The organism is Sphaerisporangium sp. NPDC051017, from assembly GCF_040683095.1.
Classification (GTDB): Bacteria; Actinomycetota; Actinomycetes; order Streptosporangiales; family Streptosporangiaceae; genus Sphaerisporangium.
Genome location: NZ_JBFBCI010000066.1, coordinates 1 through 21735, shown reverse-complemented (window position 1 = coordinate 21735; position 21735 = coordinate 1). Strand labels below are relative to the sequence as shown.

Genomic DNA, 21735 nt, shown 5'->3' with positions numbered 1-21735 from the left:
ATGACCGACACCCTGACCCACGACCACGCGACCGTCCTGGAGCAGCGCCGTCAGGCGGCCGCGGAGGCCCGTCGGCTCAAGACGCTCAACTCGATCTTCGAACTGCGTGCGTTCATCGCGCTCGGCGTCCTGATCATCGTTTTCAGCCTCCTGTCCGACTCGTTCCTCACCGTCGACAACCTCATCACCATGACCAAGCACGTGGCCATCAACGGCATCCTCGCGCTCGGCATGCTGCTGGTCATCCTCAAGGGCGGCATCGACCTGTCCGTGGGCTCCATCGTGGGCCTGTCGGGCGTGGTCGCCGGAGAACTCCTCAAAGGCGTGCGCCTGAGCCTCTTCGGCGTCATCGCCTACCCGCCGGTGTGGGCCGTGGTCATCTTGTGCATCGCCGTCGGCGCCGTGGTCGGCACGGTCAACGGGATCCTGGTCACAAGGCTGAACGTCGCGCCGTTCATCGCCACCCTCGGCATGTTGTACGTCGCGCGCGGAGCCGCCCTCCTGATCTCCGGAGGCACCACCTACCCCAACCTGGCGGGACAGCCCAGCACGCACAACACGGGCTTCGACTGGATCGGCGGTGGCCGCCCCCTCGGTCTCCCGGTCGCCATCTGGATCATGGTCATCCTGGTGGCCGTCGTGGCCGTCCTGCTCCGCTCTACGCCGTTCGGCCGCTGGCTCTACGCCACCGGCGGCAACGAGCGGGCGACCGAACTCACGGGTGTGCCCGTCAAGCGGGTCAAGACGATCGTCTACATGATCTCGGGCGCCTGCGCCGCGATGTCCGGCATCATCATCGCCTCCGAACTCACCTCAGCCGCCCCGCAGGCCGGAGACAGCTTCGAACTCAACGCCATCGCGGCCGTCGTCATCGGCGGCGCCGCCCTGTCCGGCGGACGCGGCAACGTACGCGGCACGCTCGTCGGCGCCTTTGTGATCGGCTTCCTCGCCGACGGCCTCGTCATCCTCGGCGTCTCGACGTTCTGGCAGATCTTCATCAAGGGCACCGTCATCATCGTCGCGGTCATCCTCGACCAGAGCCAGCAGCGTTTCCAGCGCCGCGGAGCCGCGGCGTCGGCCGTCGCCATCGCCACCAACGAGCCGACCGACCTCGGCGCGACCAAGGTCAGGCCCGAAGACACGGCTCCCTGACCATCACTTTCACCCACCAACCGGCGCGATTCGGTGTCCGGCTCTCCACGATTCCCATCCATCGTCGATGCCGACGTGCCCAACAGGAGGTAGTCATGTCCCACCCCAGCCGCCGTCTGGTCGTCCAGGCCGCCGCGGCCCTGACCGCGGGCCTGCTGACGCTCACCGCGTGCGGATCGTCCGACAAGCCCGAGGGTGCGGGGGCCTCCAGCGCCGCCGCTCCCAAGAGCAACCTGATCGCGATCATAACCCCGTCGCCCGACAACCCGTTCTTCAAGGCGGAGGCCGACGCCTCCAAGGCCAAGGCCGAGGGCCTCGGCTACCAGACCTCGGTCGCCTCGCACGACGACGACCCCAACAAGCAGAGCGAACTGATCGACGCCGCCATCTCCCGCAAGGCCGCGGCGATCATCCTCGACAACGCGGGCGCCGACGCCTCGATCGGCCCCGTCCAGAAGGCCTCCGACGCCGGGATCCCGGTCTTCCTGATCGACCGGGAGATCAACAAGACCGGCATCGCCAAGGCCCAGATCGTGTCGAACAACGCCCAGGGAGCCCAGCTCGCCGCCCAGGAGTTCGTCAAGGCGATGAAGGAGCAGGGTAACTACGTCGAGCTCACCGGCAAGGAGTCCGACACCAACGCCGGCGTCCGCTCCAAGGGATTCGCCGACGTCATCTCCCAGTACCCCGGCATGAAGCGCGTGGCGCAGCAGACCGCGAACTGGGACCAGCAGGAGGCCTTCAGCAAGATGGAGACCATCCTCCAGCGCAACCCCGACATCCAGGGCGTCATCGCCGGCAACGACACCATGGCCCTCGGCGCGGTGGCGGCGCTGAAGGCCGCCAAGAAGACCGACGTGGTCGTCGTCGGCTTCGACGGCAGCCCGGACGCCATCGCGCAGATCAAGGCCGGAGCCATGCTCGCCACGGCGCTGCAGCCGGCCGCGCTCGGCGCGGAGACCGCGGTCGAACAGGCCGACAAGTTCGTCAAGACCGGCTCGACCGGGGCGCAGGAGAAGCAGTCGATCGACTGCGAGCTCATCACCAAGGAGAACGCCGACCAGTACGGTGTCTTCGCCAAGCTCTGAGCCGCCGACCGCCAGGGGCGCAGCACAGCGCCTCGCCCCTGGCCTTCGCAACGTTTACCATGCAGACCGGGTCATCCGGCCGGCGCGCCCGCCTGAACGAGAGGGAACAGGACACCACGTGGTGATCGCTTCGACTCCCAGCCCCGACCACCTGCGACTGCTGGTCAAGGTGGCGCGCATGTACCACGAGCGCGGGCTACGTCAACCCGAGATCGCCGCCCTGCTCAACATGTCCCAGCCGCGCGTGTCCCGCCTCCTCAAGGAAGCCGCCGACCGCAACGTCGTCCGCACCGTGGTCGTCTCCCCCGACGGCGTGCACTCCGAACTCGAAGACGCCCTCGTGCAGCAGTACGGGCTTCGCGACGCCGTCGTCGTCGACGCCGAAGGCGCCGGAACCGACGTCATTCCCGCACTCGCCGCCGCGACCGCCACCTACCTCGACGCCACCCTCAAGGGCGGCGACACCATCGGGATCTCCTCCTGGAGCGCCACGCTCCTGGAATCGGTCAACGTCATGCGCGCCAAGGCCACCCCCGTCGCGGAAGAGGTCGTCCAGATCGTCGGCGGATCGGGAAGCCCAGAGGTCCAACTGCACGCGACCCGCCTCACCAGCCGCCTCGCCGAACTCACCGGCGCACGACCGGTCTTCGCGCCCTCGGCCGCACTCGTCGGCAGCCGCGAACTCCGCGAGCTGCTGTCCAAGGAACCCACCGTCGCCCAGGTCATGCAGACCTGGTCACGCCTCACCCTCGCACTCGTCGGCATCGGCACCCTCGAGCCCTCCCCGCTGCTCCGCCGCTCCGGCAACGCGATCACCCTCGAAGACCAGCGCCAGCTCCAGGAGCTCGGAGCGGTCGGCGACGTCTGCACCCGCTACTTCGACGCTGAGGGACGAGCCGTCGAAGCCGATTTCGACGACCGCATCATCGGCATAACCCCGGACCAGCTCCGTGCTGTGGATCGCCGCATCGGCGTCGCCGGAGGTGCCTCCAAACTCGCCGCGATCCGCGGCGCGGCCCGCGGCGGCTGGATCAACATCCTCATCACCGACGTCGACGTCGCCCGGGCCCTCCTGAACCGCGGCTGACCGAGAAAGGGCAGCACGTTCGGATCCAGGCGCGCGGCGGTCGCCTGTTCCCGCACGGTTCACGACCTGCGCGCGGTGCCGGCGGGGAGGTTCCTCAGCCGGTCCGGATCCCCGGCCGGGCCAGGACGCGCTCGGCGGCCTCCTGGCGGGCCGTGCGCGCCGCGTACTCGAACTCCTGCCGCGGGTCCTGCATGGCGCCGAGCGGGACGATCTCCCGCCGGAAGAAGAACCCCATGACCCAGTCGGCGAGGACGCGCGACTTCTTGTCCAGGGTCGGCACCTTCGACAGGTGGTAGGCGCGGTGCAGCAGCCAGGCGGGGTACCCGCGCAGCTCGTGCCCGCGAACGTTGGCGACCCCCCGGTACCGCCCCAGGCTCGCCACCGAGCCCGTGTCGCGGTGCGCGTACGGCCGGCGGCACCCGCCGCGCAGGGTGGCGAGGAGGTTGTCGGCCAGCCGGGCGGCCTGCCGTACGGCGTGCTGGGCGTTGGGCGGGGTGGTCTCCCCCGGCCGGGTGAGGTCGGGGACGGCGGCGCAGTCGCCGGCGGCGAAGGCGAACCGGGTGCCCTCGACGGTGAGGAAGGGGTCGACCTTGACCCGGCCCTTCTCGTCCAGCGGCAGGTCCCCGCTCGCGCACAGCGGGTGGGGTTTGACGCCTGCCGTCCACACGAGGGTGCCGGCGTCGAACTCGTCGCCGTCGCTGAGGATGATGTGATGGTCGACGGCCGACTCGAGCCTGGTCCCCAGGCGCACCTCGATGCCCCGCCGGCGCAACTGCTGGGCCGTCCACCGGCCCATCTCGGGGCTGACCTCGGGCAGGATGCGGCCGGTGGCCTCGACCAGCGTCCAGCGCATGTCCCGCCGCGCGACGCCGGGGAAGTAGCGGCAGGCATCGGCCGCCATGTCCTCCAGCTCGGCCAGGGCCTCCACGCCGGCGTAGCCGCCGCCCACGAACAGGAAGGTGAGCGCCCGCCGCCGTACCCGCTCGTCGGTGGTCGAGACGGCCAGGTCGAGCTGGGCGATGACGCGGTTGCGCAGGTGGATGGCCTCTTCCAGGGTCTTGAAGCCGATGCCGCACTGGGCGAGGCCCGGGATGGGCAGGGTGCGGGAGATCGAGCCGGGCGAGAACACGAGGTAGTCGTACTCCAGATGCCGCGCGGGCCCGGCGGCGGGCTGGAACCGGGCGGTTCGCGACCCGAGGTGCACGTTCTCGACGCGGCCGCTGAGGACCTCGCAGCTCGGCAGCACGCGGCGCAGGAAGACGACGACATGCCGGGGTTCGATGTTCCCCGCGGCCGCCTCCGGCAGGAAGGGCTGGTAGGTCATGTACGAGTCGAGGTCGGCGACGGTGACGCGGGCCTCGCCGCGGCGCAGGCGGCGCTGGAGCCGCAGGGCGGCGAACATGCCGACGTGGCCGCCGCCCACGACGAGTATGCGTGGAGTTCGCTGCCACATGCTTCTTGACGTACCCCGCCAGAGCGCAGCGCATTGTGATTTGTCAGATTTGAAAGCGCATTGTCAGACTTGTCCCATTCAACCCCGTGCGGAGGACCAGCTCCTTGGCGAGCCTCCGCGCCACCCACAGGCCCATGCCGCGCGTGACGCTCCATCGGCGAGTTGGTCCGCGTGTACGAGGACGTCACCGGCCGCGCCGAGCCCGTGGAGCGGGACGAGGTCGAGGCCGCCTGACCTCGCCTCCCCGTCGAAAGCCCGTGTCGCGTCGCGTGACACGGGCTTCGCCGCTTCCCCGCCGTCCGTGCCTCCAGCCGGGGGCAAGCCGCTTCCAAGTCCGGCCCGCCACCATGGGCGCCATGACACATCCGAGCGCGTCCGGCTGGGCGATGGGAAAGGGCCGCACGCCCGGGCCCGTCGGCATGTACATCCTTCTCGTCTGCTGGGTGGTCCTGGGACTGACGCCCGTGCTCTTCTCCACCCGCGACCTGATGCTCGCGACCGGCAGGGCGGGCGCCCCCGGCAGCCTGACCGTCACGTCCTGCCAGGCGCTCGGCAAGGGGCGATACGACTGCCAGGGCCTGTTCGTCCCCGACGACGACGCGCTGAAGACCAAGACCTTCCAGGCCTCGCCGGACTCACGGGCCGGTCAGAGCTACCGGGCACGGCTCGACGTCGAAACCGGCCGCGTGGTGCGCACCGGGACCGCCGGAGTGCTGGCCCAGTTCGCGCTCATCGGCCTCACGCCCCTGGTGTACGCGGGGCTGCCGTACGCGACGATGTTCGCGCTCGGCGTCAGGCGGGGACGGCGCATCGCGGGCAGGCTCGGCGTGGTCGTCGCGGGCGCGTCCCTGGTGCTGGTCGTCACCGGCATGGTCGCCGCGTACGCCTGAGGCGGCGCGACACGATCTTCAGGGCGTGCGGAACAAGAGGCTTCTGGCCTCGTCACCGAACCCGAGCCCCCGGTACAGGCGCGCGGCCACGGGGTGGGCGTCGTCGCCGCGCGGGGCGACCACGGCCAGGCGCGCCCCCGCGTCCCGCGCCGCGCCCAGGGCCCCGGGCCGTGGTCAGGTGACGTCCCGGCCGGGGGCTTTCCACGTGTTGCACACCTTGGGGCCGCCCGCGCGGTACCCGCGCTCGAACCAGCGCAGTTGCGTGGCGAGCCGCCCGTGGTCGCGGACCCACTGGGCGTCGAGAGTGCCTTGGTAGAGGGTCCGGAACTCCCAGAGCGACGGGACGGCCCCGCCCATGGCCTTGAGCGCCACGCCCGCCAGGCACTCGGCCTGGAGCTCCAGGCGCCTGCTCAGGGCGTCCTTGACCTTCGGCGTCTTGGCGTCGTACCAGGCGGCGTGCTCGTAATCGGTGATGTTCATCAGATACTGGATGTGGTGCCCGTACTCGTGGGCGATGACTTCGGCCACCCAGGCCTCCTGCCCCCGGTAGGCGTCCGACGGCTCCAGGAGGACCCAGTATTTCCTGGCCCGGCCGCAGTAGGTGCCGCCGGCGCCTTTCATCGGCATTTGACCGCACACGCGATCCTTGACCCGGCGCGGCACGAACACGGCCCGCGGTGGTACGAACCACAGCTTGGCCGCCTTGAAGTCACGCGCCCAGATGCCGTCCAGGCAGGAGGACATGGCCTTCCCGTAGCGCCGCATCGAGGCGAGGCCGCCCGTCCTGAACGCAGGTAGCCGGCAGCGCGCCTTCGCGGCCTTCGGCGCGTTGTAGAGCGGGCTCTTGAGCGCGGCCTCGCGGCCCCACGGAGCTATCACCCTGTCCGGCAGTTCCCTCACCGTAGGCGAAGGCGAGGGGGGAGGGGACGGGGACGGGGGTGCGGAAGAGGAAGTGGCCAGCGGAGTGGTCCACCGTCCCCCGCCCATGGGGAACTCGGGTGGCGGCTCCGCGGTGCAGGCGGTGAGAAGGACGCACGCGCTGAGGAGGGAGAGGATGCGGCGCATGATCGCGCAGCATATGGTGCCTTTATTACGAAGCAGGTAACGGGTGACATTTCATGAAATGCCATCCCTCAATATGGTCCAGCCCGAAAAGGCTTAGTCGGCGAACCGCGCCATCCTGCGGATCTTGTTCATCGCGTCCAGCGCCGCCACCTTGTAGGACTCGGCCAGGGTCGGATAGTTGAACACCGCGTCCACCAGATAGTCGACCGTGCCCCCGCAGCCCATGACCGCCTGCCCGATGTGCAGCAGTTCGGTGGCGCCCGTGCCGAATACGTGCACCCCGAGCAGCCCGCGGTCCTCCGGGGACACCAGGAGCTTCAGCATGCCGTAGGTGTCGCCGATGATCTGCCCGCGCGCCAGCTCGCGGTACCGGGACACCCCCACCTCGAAGGGGATCAGCGACTTGGTCAGCTCGTCCTCGGTCTTGCCGATGAAGCTGATCTCGGGGACGGTGTAGATGCCGATCGGCTGGAGGTGGGAAATGCCGTTGAGCGGCTCGTCGCACGCGTGGTGACCCGCGATCCGCCCCTGCTCCATCGAGGTGGCGGCCAGCGCGGGGAAGCCGATGACGTCCCCGACCGCGTAGATGTGCGGCACGGCCGTGCGGTAGTGCTCGTCCACCGCGATGCGGCCCCGCTCGTCGGCGGACAGGCCGGCGGCGGCGAGGCCGAGCCCGTCGGTGACCCCGTTGCGCCCCGCCGAGTACATGACCGTCTCGGCCGGGATCTTCTTGCCGCTCTCCAGCACGGTGACGCAGCCGCGCGCCCGGCGCTCGACGGAGGCGACGGTCTCGCCGAAGCGGAAGGTGACCGCGAGGTCGCGCAGGTGGTACTTCAGCGCCTCCACGACCTCCAGGTCACAGAACTCCAGCATGCGGTCGCGCCGCTCGACCACGGTGACCTTGGTGCCGAGCGCGGCGAACATGGATGCGTACTCGATGCCGATGACGCCGGCGCCGACGACCACCATCGACTCGGGCACGCGCTCCAGCCGGACCATCCCGTCGGAGTCGATGATCGTGCGGTCGTCGAAGTCCACGCTGGCGGGGCGGGCGGGCCGGGTGCCGGTGGCGATGATGATCTTGTCGGCGGTGACCTTGGTGGTCTTGCCGTTCTCGTCGGCGATCTCGACGCTGTGTGGGTCAAGGAACCGGCCGCAACCGACCAGCATCGTGACGTGGTTGCGGGAGAGCTGGCTGCGGACCACGTCGATCTCGCGTCCCACCACGTGCGCGGTGCGCATGGTGAGGTCGGCGATGGTGACGTCCTCCTTCAGCCGGTAGCTCTGCCCGTACATCTCCCGCTGGTTGAGGCCTGTGAGGTAGAGGACGGCCTCGCGCATCGTCTTGGAGGGGATCGTGCCGGTGTTGATGCACACCCCGCCGATCATGTCGCGCCGCTCGACAATGGCCACTTTGCGTTCGAGCTTGGCCGCCGCGATGGCCGCCTTCTGACCGCCGGGGCCAGAACCCAGAACAAGTACCTCGAAATCCGACACAAGGCCAAGTGTGGGGCCTGCCTGTTGCAAGGTGAATACCCCGGATCCTACTGAGACGCGAATTCGCTATAACACTGGGATCACAGGAGGATGCTTGGTTTCATGGGCGCATGTCGATTCGTAGCGCATACATGATCGTAGCGGCGACGACGTTGGCGCTCTGCCCGGTCCCGGGCGAGCAGGGCCCGAAGCAGTCCCGGGAATCGCGGCCTCCCGCCGCCCGCACCGCGGCCCCCGCCTCCCCCACGTCCCCCGCGCCCACGGCGTCCCTCCCGGTCTACCCGCCCCACGCGCCGCCGGTGACGAGCCGCCCCACCGCCCCGGGCGGCGGCGGGGCCGGCCGGCCAGGCGGGAACTCGCTGGACGGGCCCCCGCCTCCCGTGTACGACCGCAGGTACGGCGGCACGCCCACGGCCTCCGCCCCTCCCCGGGGCATCGACTCTCCGGCCCCTCCCCCCGGTGGCCCCTGGTCCGCCGACCGGACGGCTCCCCCGGCCGCGACCGTCTCCCCCCGCACGAGCGCGCCGCCGGCGCCCGGCCCCACGGCGGGCGCCGACGTGTCCGCGCAGGCCGATCCCAAGTGGGGCACGCCGGTCCTCGTGGAGAACTTCGACGGCACGCAGATCGACCGGGGCAAGTGGGACGTCTACCATTCCCCCGGCGCCGCGGTGAACCCGCGCACCTCGCAGGCGACCACCGTCCACGACGGCATGCTGCACATGACCGGCGGCTTCTACGGCGGCCAGGACCTCTCCGGCGGCGTCGCCGGCCATCTGGCGCAGACCTACGGCCGCTGGGAGGTCCGGTTCCGCGGCGAGCCCGGCCGCGGGTACTCGCTGGTCACGCTGCTGTGGCCGGACAGCCAGAGCCCCGAGTACACCGAGATCGACTTCGCCGAGGTGATCGACGCGTCGCGGCAGACCGGCGGCATCTTCATCCATCGCGGCGAGTCGCGGCAGGCGCAGAGCCTCATGCGCGCGGACTTCACCCAGTGGCACACGGTGGCCGTCGACTGGCTGCCGGGGCGGCTGACGTTCTGGCTGGACGGCAGGAAGACGTGGGACTACACCGGGCCGAACGTCCCTCCGGGGCGGCCGATGCACCTCACCCTGCAGAACGACGTGGTCTGCAACCAGTGGTCGCCCTGCCGGGACTCGACCACGCCGGCCACGGTGTCGATGTTCGTCGACTGGGTCAAGATCTACCGGGCGCCCTGACCCCGCGCGGGGCCGGTCCCGCGAGCAGTTCGGCCGCCTTGAGCCCGAGGTGCAGGACGAGCCGGTCCTCGCCGTCGGCGAGGTCGAGCCCGGTGACCCGCTCGGCCTTGGCCAGCCGGTAGTACAGCGTCTGGCGGTGCACGCCGAGCCGCGCGGCGGTCTCGCCGACGTGCCCGCCGCGGTCGAGGTAGGTCTCCACGGTTCGCGCGAGCTCGCCGTCCAGCGCCGCCGCCTCGGCCGCGAGGTCGGCCAGCTCCGCGCCGGGCAGCCGGGCCAGCAGGCGGTGGACGCCGAGGCCGTCCCAGCGGGCGACGGGCGCGAACCTCGGCACCCGCTGGGCGACGCGCAGCGCGAGGGTGGCCTCGCGCCAGCTCCGCCACGCCTCGCCGGGGTCCTCCCTGACGCCTCCGATGCCGGCGGCCGTGCCGTACATGCCGAGCACCCGGGACGCGACGGCCTCGGCCTGGGCGGCGGGGGCCAGGACGGCGGTGAGGGGGTCGCCGGGGTCGGCGAGGACGCCGCGGGGCAGCGTCCACAGCGGCACGACCCCGCCGGGCGCGCTCTGCACGGCGATCGCGGCGACCGGCCCCGCCAGGTCGAGCCGGGCCGCGGCGCGCAGCTCGGGGTCGGCCGACAGCAGGTCGCGCAGGCGCTCGCCCAGGTCCTGGCGGCTGCGCGCCTCGCGGGCGAGGACGGCGGCGGCCCGGTCGACCATGGGCACGACCTGCGCCAGCCGTTCGTCGCCGAGCGCGCCGGCGTCGAGCAGCCACAGGTAGCCGTAGGTGACGCCGCGGTGGCGCAGGGGGACGCAGACGCGGGCGAGGACGCCGAGGCCCTCGTCGGCGGGGATGCGCACGGGGCCCGCGGCCGAGGTGATGCCGTAGCCCTCGAAGTAGGCGCGGACCTCGTCGGTGGCGCGGCGGCGCAGGATGGACTCGCGCCGCACGGTGTCGATGTCGCCGCTCTGCGCCGCGTAGGCGAGCATCTGGAGCGAGCGGTCCTCCAGCGTCGCGGGGGCGTCCAGCACGCGCGCGATCTCGTCCACGATTTCCTGCAGGTCCACCTGAACATTGTCATACATCTGTATGAATCGGGTGGACGCCGGGCGTGGCGGATGTCCATGGAAGCCACTGAACTGCGGATTTAGGGTGGTTTACATGCTCGGTTCGTTGCTTCTGGCGGTCTCGCGGAGCCCTCTCGCGCGCCGCGCCGTCTCGGGATTCCCGGTCACCCGGCACGTGGTGAACCGGTTCGTCGCGGGCGAGGACGCCGGGGACGCGCTGTCCGCCGTGCGCCGCCTCACCGACGCCGGCCTGTCGGTCACCCTCGACCATCTGGGCGAGGAGACCACCGACGCGCGCGCCGCGTCCGGCACGGTCAAGGCGTACGTCGCGATGCTGGACGCGCTGCGGCCGCTCGGGCTCGGCGAGCGCGCCGAGGTGTCGGTCAAGCTGTCGGCGGTGGGTCAGCGCCTCGACCAGGGCATGGCCCTGGACCACGCGCGCGAGATCTGCGCCGCCGCCCGCGACGCCGGCAGCGCCGTGACCTTGGACATGGAGGACCACACCACGGTCGACTCCACGCTGTCGATCCTGCGCGACCTGCGCGAGGACTTCCCCGCCACCGGCGTCGCCGTCCAGGCGTACCTGCTGCGCAGCGAGGGCGACCTGCGCGATCTGTCGTACGAGGGCTCGCGCGTCCGCCTGGTCAAGGGCGCGTACGCCGAGCCGGCCTCGGTGGCCCACCAGAAGAAGTCCGAGGTGGACAAGGCGTACGTGCGGTGCCTGCGCATCCTCATGCGGGGGAAGGCCTACCCCATGGTGGCCACGCACGACGACCGGCTCATCTCGATCACCGAGCTGCTCGCCGACCGCTACAGCCGCGGCCGCGACTCCTTCGAATACCAGATGCTCTACGGGATCAGGACCGACAAGCAGGAGGCGCTCGCCGTCGCCGGCTCCACGGTCCGCGTCTACGTGCCCTACGGCGACGACTGGTACGGGTACTTCATGCGCCGCCTCGCCGAGCGCCCGGCCAACGTCGCCTTCTTCCTGCGTTCACTCCGCTCCAAGTGAGGTCTTCCATGGATGCCGTCACCAACGTCCCCGTCCCGGCCAACGAGCCGGTCCACGGTTACGCCCCCGGCAGCGCCGAGCGGGCCGCCCTGGAGAGCCGCGTCAAGGAACTGTCCGGCCCGGCGATCGATCTGACGATGACGATCGGCGGCGAGCGGAGGATGGCCTCCGGCGCCCCGATCGACGTGGTGCAGCCGCACAACCACGCGCAAGTGCTCGGGCGCACGGCCGACGCCTCGGCCGCCGACGTGCGGGCCGCCGTGGACGCGGCGCTGAAGGCCGCCCCGGCGTGGCGGGCGCTGCCGTTCGAGGAGCGCGCGGCGATCTTCCTGAAGGCGGCCGACCTGCTGTCGGGGCCGTGGCGGGCGACGCTGAACGCCGCGACGATCCTCGGGCAGTCGAAGACGGCGCAGCAGGCCGAGATCGACGCCGCCTGCGAGCTGATCGACTTCCTGCGCTTCAACGTCGCGTTCGCCCGCCAGTTGCTCACCGAGCAGCCGAGCTCGTCGCCGGGCGTGTGGAACCGCATGGAGTACCGGCCGCTCGAAGGTTTCGTGCTGGCGATCACGCCGTTCAACTTCACCGCCATCGCCGGGAATCTGCCGACTTCCGCGGCTTTGATGGGAAATGTCGTCGTATGGAAGCCGTCGCCGACGCAGCAGCTCGCCGCGCACTTCACCATGCGCCTGCTGGAGGAGGCCGGGCTGCCGCCGGGCGTCATCAACATGGTGACCGGCAACGGCGCGGCCGTCTCCGAGGCGGCGCTGACCGACCCGCGCCTGGCCGGCATCCACTTCACCGGCTCCACCGCGACCTTCCAGCACCTGTGGGGGACCGTCGGCGCCAACATCGCCGGCTACCGGTCCTACCCCCGCCTGGTCGGTGAGACCGGCGGCAAGGACTTCGTGCTCGCCCACCCCTCCGCCAACCCGGCCGTGCTGACCACGGCGCTGATCCGCGGCGCGTTCGAGTACCAGGGCCAGAAGTGCTCGGCGGCCTCCCGCGCCTACGTCCCGCGCTCGATCTGGTCGGCGATCCGCGACGACTTCGTGGCCACCGCCGAGTCGCTGACGGTGGGCGACGTCGCCGCCGACCTGTCGACGTTCATGGGCGCGGTCATCGACGCCCGCGCGTTCGCCAAGAACAGGGACGCCATCGACCGCGCCCGCGCCACCGGCTCGGTCGAGGTGCTCACCGGCTCCTACGACGACTCCACCGGCTACTTCGTGCGGCCCACCGTCCTGGTCGGCTCCGACCCCGAGGACGAGATCTTCGTCAAGGAGTACTTCGGGCCGATCCTCGCCGTGCACGTGTACGACGACGGGCACTACGACACCGTGCTGGACCAACTGGAGGGCGTGTCGCCGTACGCGCTGACCGGCTCGATCATCGCCCAGGACCGGTACGCGATCACCTCGGCGACCGAGCGGCTGCGCTTCGCGGCGGGCAACTTCTACGTCAACGACAAGCCCACGGGCGCGGTCGTCGGCCAGCAGCCGTTCGGCGGGGCCAGGGCCTCGGGGACGAACGACAAGGCCGGCTCGATCTTCAACCTGGTCCGCTGGGTCAACGCCCGCGCGATCAAGGAGACGTTCGTGCCGCCGGTCGTCACGCCGCCCTTCCGGGGTGACATCCCGCAGAGCGGCTGGCAGCAGCCGAGCCTGTCGAAGCTCGGCTACTCCGATTGAACTCCTCCCCGGCCTGAAGGCCGGAGGTTCTCCCGTCGCGTCGTGGTCAAGCGGCGCGCGGGGGTTGACGCTTCGCAGACCGGGCAGTCCCGAGGTCTCCACGTCCTGACACCACAGTTCCTGCGGCGTTGCGAATGTTGATCGCGGCGTTGGTGTCGGCGTGGCCGGTCCACCCGCATCCGGGGTCGGCGCAGGAGAACCGGGTGCCGTCACGGGAGGCCGCGTCGCGGTGCCCGCACCGGTGGCAGGTCTGCGAGGTGCCCGGGGCGGGCACCTTCACCACCAGCCCGCCGCGATCACGGGTCTTGTACTCCAGCAAGGTGACCGTACGGCCCCACGCCTCGCCGCTCATGGCACGGTTCAGCCCCGCCTTCCGCGTCACGTTCCGGCCGGGTCGCTCGACGGTACCCGTGGCGGAGCGGACCATGTTCGTGATCTTCAGATCCTCCACCACGACCACGCCGAAGGTGCCGGCGAGTTCGGTGGTGGTCTTGTGCTGCCAGTCCACGGCTCGGCGCTTGGCTGTCGCGCGGAGCCTGGCCATCTGGTCATAGGTACGGGTCAGCCGATGAGAAATCCGCTGCCCGGGGGTACGGGCGGCGCGCCGGCGGGCGGACTTCTTCTCCAGGCGGCGCAGGTGTTCTTTCTCGCCGCCGGTGAGCCAGGGCCCGTGCTCACGCGGGGTGCCGTCCGACAGGGCCAGGGCGACGTTGATTCCCCGGTCGATCCCGACCTGCGGGCCACAGTGGCGGACCGGGGCAGGCACCTGGCGTTCGGTCCGGAACACGATGTGCCAGCCGAAGGCGTCCTTGACCAGGCGGGCTCCGGTGATCCGCCCGGCCGGGCCGCCCTTGGTGACGCCGGGCAGGTCCTTGGTCCACCGGAACCGCACCCGCCCGGCCTTGGGCAGGCTGACCGCACCCCACCGCCGGTTGACCCGCTTGATCTGCAGATCGCGGGCCTGGGGCACATCAACGGCCATCCGGGATCTCAACCGGGCCTTGAACCTCGGGCGCCCCGCAGGGTGATCAGGGTCGAAGAAGTTCACCCACGCCTGCCGGTAGGTCTTCAGCACCGCCTGAGCCGCCTGGGCGGGCAGCCGGCCCATCCAGTCGATCTCACCACGAGCCACCCGGATCGCCTCATCGCACTCCTTCAACGTCGCCAACCGGCCCTGCCGGAAGGTGAAGTACTCGTGCAGCAGGTTCCACAGCGCGCGAGCGGTGTGCGCCTGACCGTCCAGCACCGCCGCCTGGGCCACGCTCAACTCCAGGCGGGCCACATGCGCCCGCGCCTGCTTTACCTTCGCCACACCGTGATCGTATCGTTTCATTGCGTCACCGGGACGGAAACCGAACCTCGATGCGCGCACCGGACGGCACGTCGTCTCCAACCTCCACGCCCATTTTGCGTTCGTCTGGTGTTCATCACGAAGTATCGGCGTGGCGCCTTCACCGGCCCGATGCCGGTCCGAAGCGAACAGATCATGCGGGAGGTCTGTGCCGTCTTCGAGGTCGAACATCGTGAGTTCAACGGCGAGGCACGGCCACGTCCACCTGATGGTCCACCATCCGCCCAAGGTCGCCTTGTCCAAGCCGGTCAACTCGTTGAAGGGGTTTCGGCTCGGATGCTGCGCAAGGAGTTCGGCGCCCACGCCCGCAAGCACCTGCAGGGTGATCATTTCTGGTCCGGCTCCTACTTCGCCGGGCAGGTTGGCCGGGGCCCCACTGACCGTGCTCAAGCAGTACATCGAGCAGCAGAAACGACCGGTCTGATCGGAGTGGACGCCGGTTCACTTGACGGCGAATCGGTCATGCCCCGCTACGCGGGACGGTCCGCTTCACCCCGGCCTGAAGGCCGGAGCACTACGGACGAAACCGGTAGAGGCTTTACCCGGAGCTTGGGCCGAGGAGGAGAAGGACGGGAACGTCCCCGGTGTCACAGGGCGGGGCGATGGAGACGTATGCCCTTTTCATGACCATCTGCGTTAACTGACGGGTCATGATCGTCGGTATGGCTACGGATGTCCCACACGTGATCACCTTGGGAGTCCTCCGTGCCGCACCTCGACCGACGATCCTTCCTGGTCACCGGACTGGCCGCGGGGGCGGTCGCCGCCGTCCCCGCCACCTCGGCGCTCGCCGAGCCCGCCCCCGCCGCCGAGACGGCGCGAAGCCTCGCCTCCCGGGGCCTGCGCGCCGACCCGTTCATGCTGGGCGTCGCCTCAGGCGACCCCGGCCCCGGCGGGTTCGTCATCTGGACGCGCCTGGCCCCGCAACCGCCGGCCGAGGACGGCATGGGCGGCATGCCGTCCCGCCCGTTCGCCGTGCTGTGGCAGGTGTACGCCGACGAGCGCTGCCGCCACGTCGTGCGCGCGGGCGTCGAGGTAGCGGGCCCCGAGTGGGGGCACAGCGTCCATGTCGAGGTCGAGGGACTGCAGCCCGGCCGCGATTACTGGTACCGGTTCCGCCTCGGCGGGTACGTGTCACCCGTCGGCCGGGCGAGGACCGCGCCGCACCCGCTGACATTCGGCGGGCCGCTCGTCATGGCGTTCGTCTCCTGCGCGCAGTACGAGCACGGCTACTTCACGTCCTACCGGCGCCTGGCCGAGGACCACCCCGACATCGTGCTGCACCTCGGCGACTACCAGTACGAGTACACCAAGAACACCTACACCATCCCCGGCGGCAACGTCCGCGACCACGAGGGCCCGGAGACCGAGACGCTGGCCGGCTACCGGCAGCGGCACGCCCAGTACAAGGCCGACCTCGACCTGCAGGCCGCGCACGCCACCGCGCCGTGGCTGGTCGTCTGGGACGACCACGAGGTGGACAACAACTGGGCCGGCGAGGTGCCCGAGCGGCCCGACGTCCCGCAGCCGAACTTCCTCGCCCGCCGCGAGGCCGCCTTCCGCGCCTACTACGAGAACATGCCGCTGCGCCGCACGTCCGTCCCGCGCGGCATCGACATGCAGCTCTACCGGCGGATCCGGTGGGGCCGCCTGGCGACGTTCCACATGCTGGACACCCGTCAGTTCCGCGACGACCAGGCCTGCGGCGACGGGTACCGCGACTGCCCGGCGGCCTCCGACCCGGCCCGCTCGATCACCGGGGACGAGCAGGAGCGGTGGCTGATCGACGGGTTCCACCAGTCGCGTGCCCAGTGGGACATCATCGGCCAGCAGGTCTTCTTCGGCCGGCGCGACAACGACCCCGGCCCCGCCAAGGTGACCAGCATGGACGCCTGGGACGGTTATGTCTCCTCCCGCCAGAGGATCACCCAGGGCTGGGTGGACGCCGAGGTGCGCAACGCCGTCGTCCTCACCGGGGACGTGCACGCGCACTGGGCCGGGGACCTGAAGCTCGACTACGACGACCCCGGAAGCCCGGCGGTCGGGTCGGAGCTGGTCGCCACCTCGATCAGCACAGGCGGCGACGGCGCGGACTCCGACCCTGCCGCCCACCCGTTCCTGCGGATCAACCCGCATCTGAAGTTCTACAACAACCAGCGCGGCTACGTGCTGACCAAGGTGGACCGCGAGCAACTCACCGCCGACTTCCGCGTGGTGCCCCAGGTCCAGGTGCCCGGCTCCCCGGTGCACACCAAGGCGACCTTCGTCGTCGAGGACCGGGTGCCCGGCGTGCGGCAGACCTACCTGCGCCCGGTCGACCCCGCGCTGAGGACGACCCGCGAGACGACCGTCGAGGACACCGTCCGGCTGGAGACCGAGCGTCCCTGACCCGCGGAATCCCGGAGGCGCCGCGGCGCCCGGCCTTCGGGCCGCCGCGTCCCGAAACCGCCCCCTTCCCGCGCCACCGGGTGCGGTTGAGGAGTTCCAAACCCCGGAGCCGCCATCGCCACCGCACGCGGTCCTCAGTCCCCCGCGTTCGGACCACGGCTTCCGGACGACACTTGCGGCCCGCACCGGTCGGCCCGCAAGTGTTCAGACGGCGATGTCCTTGGCGGCGATCACCTTGCCGATGCGGACCCGTACCAGGACCTCGCCCGGCGCGCCGTTGCGCCTGCCGTACTCTTCGGCGCGATCGGGGCCCATGTACCGGCCGCCGAGGACGGTGGCCCACTTCAGCAACTCCTCCAGGTCGTCCGAGAGGGTCGCCGTGCCGTCGATCATGACGAACGCGTACGGCGCCCGCTCATCGTCCACGCACAGCGCCACACGAGGGTCGCGGCGGATGCTCTTGGCCTTCTGGCCGGTGGCACTGGTCGTGAAGATCAGATCGTCGCCGTCCAGCGTGAACCATATGGGGGTGACGTGCGGGCGGCCGTCGCCACGGGTGACCCCGATCTTCCCCGTCCGCGTGCCCTCCAGCACGAACCGCCGCCATTCACTATCACTCATCCGTTCCATAATGTCACGCTACGTCATGTCGGCCCGTACCCGGAAAGGACCAGCAGGACGGCGCCGACGGCGCCGAACTAGGCGTTCGCGCCGACGATGACTGTGATCTCGCCGGGCAGCGCGGCCAGGTCGAGGGACTCGGAACTCCGGTACAGGGAGGATGACAGGACTGGCGCGGGCAGCTCGGCTTGGTCGAGCCGATCGTCGAGTTGGTCCACTGCCACCGAGGAGCCCAGGAGCGTGATGGTGGTCAGCGCCAGCAGTCCGACGGCGATGGCGCGGCGCGGGCGTGGTGCCGGTGCCAGCAGGGCGGCCGCACGCTGGGCGACCTGTCCACCGGTGGCCGACAGGCTGACGGAGGAGGTGCCCGTGGATCCTTGGCCGAGGTCATCGGCGCGCAGCGCGGCGGCCTTGGCAAGTGCCGCACGGGCCAGCGCGCGGGCGACCAGCCGGCGGTTGCCGAGCCGGTGCGCCGCGGCTTCATCGGCGGCTCGCTCGACTGCGAACCGCACCGCGCGGGCGGTGGGGCGCAGGAGGGGGTTGGTCGCGGAGGCGAGGTGCGCCACTTGGACGTAGATGTGGTGCCGGCCGGAGACGTGAGCTGCCTCGTGGGCGAACAGCACACGGCTTTCCTCACCGTCCAGAGCGCGCAGCATGGCGGTCGTCACGACAATACGTGCGGGAGTTCCGGGCAGTGCTGGAAGCGTGTAGGCGTCCGGCACCGCACCGGGCACGATGACCACCCCGTCGGGACCCGGTACCAGTCGCCGGGCCGTGCCCGCGAATCTGACCAGCTCGCGAATCACCCGCGCGGTCGTGTGCAAACCCGCGGCGAGCAGCAGTGCGGCGCATATCCCAGCCATCGCCTCGGCCGCCACCGGCCACGGCTGTTGGGCGCCGAGCCGGCTCGCGGACCAGTTGCCGAGCCACGCCACCTCAGGTACCTGCGCAAATAGCAGGAACCCGAACGTGGTCAGCACCGTCCCCGTGCCCATGGCCACGATCACCATCGCGATCGGGACCAGTCGGACCGCCATCCCGGGCGGCAGGGTTCGCGCGATCCACGGACCGAGAAGGCCGAGCACGAGATTGGCCACCAGCGGTGACCACACCAGCCACGCCACCGCTCACTCGCCCGTTGTCCGGCGGGCACTCCCCCGCCCGTGGCGACCGTCTTCGAGGCCGCGCAGCAGCTCGGTGAGCAGCCGCTCGTCCTCGAGACCGAGGTCGGCGACGAAGTGAGCAAGCACACCGGCACGGTCGCTGCCCTTCCCGAGCAGACGGCTCATCTGCGCGGCCACGGCGATCGACTGCGCCGCCACGGCGTCGGAGGCCACCCGGTAGGCGTAGGCGCGGCCGGCGGGCTCGCGCTCGGCCAGCCCTCGCTTGTGCAGCCGGGCGAGGGTGGTCATTACGGTGGTGTAGGCGAGTTCGCCACCAAGCTGGGTTTGCACCTCACCAGGAGTCAGCGGTCCACCGGCCTCGGTCAGGCAATCCAGGATCTCCTGCTCCAGGACGCCCGGGGGACGCCTGCCTGACCTTCGCGGCGACTCGGTCATTCCCACCCCCAGGTCTACTACAGACCGCAATCGTAGCTTGCGCCGTAGAGGTGCGGGCTCATGCCTGCAGGTGTTTCAGGGTCGTCTCGAGGGTCTTCATCGCCGCCCCGCATCGCGCCTGGCTCGGGGAGTCGGCCCGCAACGCGGTCAGCGCCCCGTCGATCGCACCGTCCAGAGCGTGCCAGTCACTCGGCGAGCGGGGCTTGAGACCAGCCTCGGCGGCGTCCCAGGCCACCTCGAGATCCTTGATCCGGGCCTTCGCCCCAGCCAGGTCACCCTTGGCGGTGAGTGCGTTGACGTCGTCGATGATGACGGCGAAGGAAGACAGGTCCCCGAGCTTGGAACTCGATGCCTGCGTCACCCCCGCAGGGGAATCGGCGGGTTGGGCTGCGGCGCCTGCTGACATCCAACTGCCGATCCCGACGACGATCACGATGCCGGCGGCCGCCCACCCCAGGTCCGCGGGCCGGCCCAGGCTAGCCCTGCCCGACTTGCCCTCGGCGTGCGAGCCCGCGCGGCGGGCCCTGGTCGCGGCCACCTGCTCGCGGGCGACCAGCACGACGATGACGGCGAAGAACAGCATGCTGGTCCTGGTCGCGCCCAGGCCGAGACCACCGAGCGAATGGTCCTGGGTCAGCAGGTCACCGACTGCGGCACCCAGCGGGCGGGTCAGGATGTAGGCGGCCCAGAACGCCGGCACCTGCCAGGCCTCGACCCGCCACAGCACCAGCGTGATGAGGAAGGCGCCGCCGAACAGCAGCGCACCGTTGCGGAACCCGAGGCTCAACGCCTCGGTGGCCAGGTCGCCTGCCGCGGTGCCGAGCGCGAACGTGGTCAGAATGGCTGCCCAGTAGAACGCCTCCCGCCGGGGCGTGTTGATCGCGGTGATCGACAGCGTCATCTCCTGCCGATGCCAGACGATGAAGACCACGGCCAGAAGCACCGTGAACAATGCCGTGCTGACGTACAGGCTGATCCCGAGCGTGTCGGTGAGGAAGTCGGTGATCTGCGTTCCCGAGATGCTCACCAAGACCACGGACAGCCAATAGATCCACGGGGTGTGGCGGCGGGAAGACGCCTGCAGGACCAGAGCCGCCGCCAGGACGACGAACACCAGACCATCGGTCAGCACCGGGCCGAGCCCGACATTGACCGTGAGGTAGTCGGCGAACGTCTCGCCTACCGTCGTCGAGAGGATCTTGATGACCCAGAAGGTCGCTGTGACCAGGGGCACCTTGTTCGCCATCTGCCGTGGCAGAGGTGGGGCAGAGGTGGACACCATGCGCACGCTCCAGAAAGAAAAGGGGACACGGTCACTGGCGACCAGGAGCACCAGTCAGTAGATACTACTCGCACGAATAGTAGCAAGCGGTGGAATGTCCGCGGCCGGTCCGGCCGCACCGCCTACACCGGCGCCCGTCGGGACCGAAACTGCGCCGCCCGATCGACACCGCCGCCGTGCAGGCCGGCCTCGGCGGCCCCCTGCAGGACGTCCTGGACGCCGCCGAGGACGCGAGAACCTACCGCAAACCCTGGCCCAACCCCCCAGAAGCCGCACCTCACCAGCAACTGAGTCGCGCTGCGCATGTACAGAATTACGGCATGTTACGACCCCTCGTAGGGGCGATGAGGACTCCGGAACATGATCCTGGTGGTCCGCGCCACCAGGTTGCGACCCCTCGTAGGGGCTATGAGGACCCTGTCCACGGCTCGGATGTAGCCGAGCAGGACCGGGTTGCGACCCCTCGTAGGGGCTATGAGGACCCCTTACCGCGACGTGGACGAGCGACTTGGACGACCCGTTGCGACCCCTCGTAGGGGCTATGAGGACCTGGTCCACCACCTGTCCGGGGTGAAGGAGTACTCGTTGCGACCCCTCGTAGGGGCTATGAGGACTCGTTCACGGAGTACCGCCGCCCGGCCGTCTACCCGTTGCGACCCCTCGTAGGGGCTATGAGGACGCGGCCCGGGATTCGCCAGCACACTGAAGATCCACACGTTGCGACCCCTCGTAGGGGCTATGAGGACAGTTCAAGCTCGGTGCCGGACAACCGGAGTACGCGTTGCGACCCCTCGTAGGGGCTATGAGGACCTCATACTGGTATGAGAAGTACCGCCCGTTTTGCCGTTGCGACCCCTCGTAGGGGCTATGAGGACCCACGCGGCACCTTCGAGATCTTCGTCGGCCAGCTGTTGCGACCCCTCGTAGGGGCTATGAGGACCGTTGACTATCCGGTGGCTCTCGGGACCTACCCGCAGTTGCGACCCCTCGTAGGGGCTATGAGGACCCATCATCCTTGGGCAGACTCGCCGCAAGTACATGTTGCGACCCCTCGTAGGGGCTATGAGGACTACGGAGAGATGTGGGAACACATCAACGGGTGCGAGTTGCGACCCCTCGTAGGGGCTATGAGGACCGCGCCGTCCCTTGTTGACCGCGTAGGGAAGTGATTTGGTTGCGACCCCTCGTAGGGGCTATGAGGACACCCGTAAAAACACAAAGGGACTGTGAGGTGCCCCAGAGATTCCGGACATACCGCCCGATAGGGTGGTAACAGTCCGAAGGAGATGGGAACGTGCCGAAAGGTTCCAGGCGCAGGTTCA

17 protein-coding genes, 1 pseudogene and 1 CRISPR repeat array are annotated in these 21735 nt (G+C 70.1%); of the genes and pseudogenes, 9 read left to right on the top strand and 9 right to left on the bottom strand.

Annotation, left to right across the window (positions count from 1 at the left end; genetic code table 11):
* From AB0M95_RS34475 to AB0M95_RS34465, 3 genes are all read left to right on the top strand, one after another.
* On the top strand, nucleotides 1-1152 hold the full coding sequence (locus AB0M95_RS34475) for an ABC transporter permease (RefSeq protein ID WP_363773902.1): 1152 nt from the start codon (nucleotides 1-3) through the stop codon (nucleotides 1150-1152).
* A gap of 95 nt (nucleotides 1153-1247) precedes the next feature.
* Nucleotides 1248-2240, top strand: a complete 993-nt coding sequence (locus AB0M95_RS34470) for a D-ribose ABC transporter substrate-binding protein (RefSeq protein WP_363773899.1) — start codon at nucleotides 1248-1250, stop codon at nucleotides 2238-2240.
* Nucleotides 2241-2361: 121 nt separating this feature from the next.
* On the top strand, nucleotides 2362-3327 hold the full coding sequence (locus tag AB0M95_RS34465; protein WP_363773896.1) for a sugar-binding domain-containing protein: 966 nt from the start codon (nucleotides 2362-2364) through the stop codon (nucleotides 3325-3327).
* Nucleotides 3328-3421: 94 nt separating this feature from the next.
* Here the strand turns inward: AB0M95_RS34465 and AB0M95_RS34460 are convergent, their stop codons facing one another.
* Nucleotides 3422-4780: an FAD-dependent oxidoreductase gene (locus tag AB0M95_RS34460; protein ID WP_363773894.1), complete on the bottom strand. Its 1359-nt coding sequence runs from the start codon at nucleotides 4778-4780 to the stop codon at nucleotides 3422-3424.
* A 356-nt stretch (nucleotides 4781-5136) separates the two neighbouring features.
* On the opposite strand from AB0M95_RS34460, the gene AB0M95_RS34455 reads away from it, so the two are divergent.
* Entirely contained in the window at nucleotides 5137-5670 is a 534-nt protein-coding gene (locus tag AB0M95_RS34455; RefSeq protein WP_363773891.1) for a hypothetical protein, read from the top strand.
* Between the two features lie 174 nt (nucleotides 5671-5844).
* Here the strand turns inward: AB0M95_RS34455 and AB0M95_RS34450 are convergent, their stop codons facing one another.
* Both AB0M95_RS34450 and sthA read right to left on the bottom strand, forming a co-directional pair.
* Complete coding sequence (locus AB0M95_RS34450; protein ID WP_363773888.1) at nucleotides 5845-6549, bottom strand: neutral zinc metallopeptidase; 705 nt, start codon at nucleotides 6547-6549, stop codon at nucleotides 5845-5847.
* Between the two features lie 279 nt (nucleotides 6550-6828).
* Complete coding sequence (sthA, locus tag AB0M95_RS34445) at nucleotides 6829-8232, bottom strand: Si-specific NAD(P)(+) transhydrogenase (protein ID WP_363773885.1); 1404 nt, start codon at nucleotides 8230-8232, stop codon at nucleotides 6829-6831.
* Nucleotides 8233-8342: 110 nt separating this feature from the next.
* Between sthA and AB0M95_RS34440 the strand changes: the two genes are divergently transcribed.
* Complete coding sequence (locus AB0M95_RS34440; RefSeq protein WP_363773882.1) at nucleotides 8343-9449, top strand: family 16 glycosylhydrolase; 1107 nt, start codon at nucleotides 8343-8345, stop codon at nucleotides 9447-9449.
* Here the strand turns inward: AB0M95_RS34440 and AB0M95_RS34435 are convergent.
* A complete protein-coding gene (locus AB0M95_RS34435; RefSeq protein ID WP_363773879.1) occupies nucleotides 9427-10512 on the bottom strand; it encodes a helix-turn-helix domain-containing protein in 1086 nt (361 codons plus the stop codon). The genes AB0M95_RS34440 and AB0M95_RS34435 overlap by 23 nt on opposite strands.
* A 94-nt stretch (nucleotides 10513-10606) precedes the next feature.
* Between AB0M95_RS34435 and AB0M95_RS34430 the strand changes: the two genes are divergently transcribed.
* Nucleotides 10607-11524: a proline dehydrogenase family protein gene (locus tag AB0M95_RS34430; RefSeq protein WP_363773876.1), complete on the top strand. Its 918-nt coding sequence runs from the start codon at nucleotides 10607-10609 to the stop codon at nucleotides 11522-11524.
* Between the two features lie 8 nt (nucleotides 11525-11532).
* Entirely contained in the window at nucleotides 11533-13212 is a 1680-nt protein-coding gene (gene pruA, locus AB0M95_RS34425) for an L-glutamate gamma-semialdehyde dehydrogenase (RefSeq protein ID WP_363773873.1), read from the top strand.
* A 46-nt stretch (nucleotides 13213-13258) separates the two neighbouring features.
* Here the strand turns inward: pruA and AB0M95_RS34420 are convergent, their stop codons facing one another.
* Nucleotides 13259-14524 carry a transposase gene (locus AB0M95_RS34420; protein ID WP_363773870.1) on the bottom strand — a complete coding sequence of 422 codons (1266 nt, stop codon included), beginning with the start codon at nucleotides 14522-14524 and terminating at the stop codon, nucleotides 13259-13261.
* A gap of 130 nt (nucleotides 14525-14654) precedes the next feature.
* On the opposite strand from AB0M95_RS34420, the pseudogene tnpA reads away from it, so the two are divergent.
* Both tnpA and AB0M95_RS34410 read left to right on the top strand, forming a co-directional pair.
* A pseudogene (gene tnpA, locus AB0M95_RS34415) lies at nucleotides 14655-15190 on the top strand (IS200/IS605 family transposase).
* A 78-nt stretch (nucleotides 15191-15268) separates the two neighbouring features.
* Nucleotides 15269-16951, top strand: coding sequence for an alkaline phosphatase D family protein (locus AB0M95_RS34410; RefSeq protein WP_363773867.1), 1683 nt, complete (start codon nucleotides 15269-15271; stop codon nucleotides 16949-16951).
* A gap of 204 nt (nucleotides 16952-17155) precedes the next feature.
* Here the strand turns inward: AB0M95_RS34410 and AB0M95_RS34405 are convergent, their stop codons facing one another.
* The 4 genes from AB0M95_RS34405 to AB0M95_RS34390 form a co-directional block, all read right to left on the bottom strand.
* Nucleotides 17156-17572, bottom strand: a complete 417-nt coding sequence (locus tag AB0M95_RS34405) for a PPOX class F420-dependent oxidoreductase (RefSeq protein ID WP_363773864.1) — start codon at nucleotides 17570-17572, stop codon at nucleotides 17156-17158.
* 77 nt (nucleotides 17573-17649) lie between these two features.
* On the bottom strand, nucleotides 17650-18696 hold the full coding sequence (locus tag AB0M95_RS34400; RefSeq protein WP_363773861.1) for a M56 family metallopeptidase: 1047 nt from the start codon (nucleotides 18694-18696) through the stop codon (nucleotides 17650-17652).
* Nucleotides 18697-18699: 3 nt separating this feature from the next.
* Nucleotides 18700-19131 (bottom strand): BlaI/MecI/CopY family transcriptional regulator, encoded by a 432-nt coding sequence (locus AB0M95_RS34395; protein WP_363773858.1) that lies wholly within the window; start codon nucleotides 19129-19131, stop codon nucleotides 18700-18702.
* Between the two features lie 58 nt (nucleotides 19132-19189).
* On the bottom strand, nucleotides 19190-20377 hold the full coding sequence (locus AB0M95_RS34390) for a hypothetical protein (protein WP_363773855.1): 1188 nt from the start codon (nucleotides 20375-20377) through the stop codon (nucleotides 19190-19192).
* Between the two features lie 358 nt (nucleotides 20378-20735).
* Nucleotides 20736-21616: direct repeats of the CRISPR family, unit length 30 nt; unit sequence GTTGCGACCCCTCGTAGGGGCTATGAGGAC.
* Nucleotides 21617-21735 lie beyond the last annotated feature (119 nt).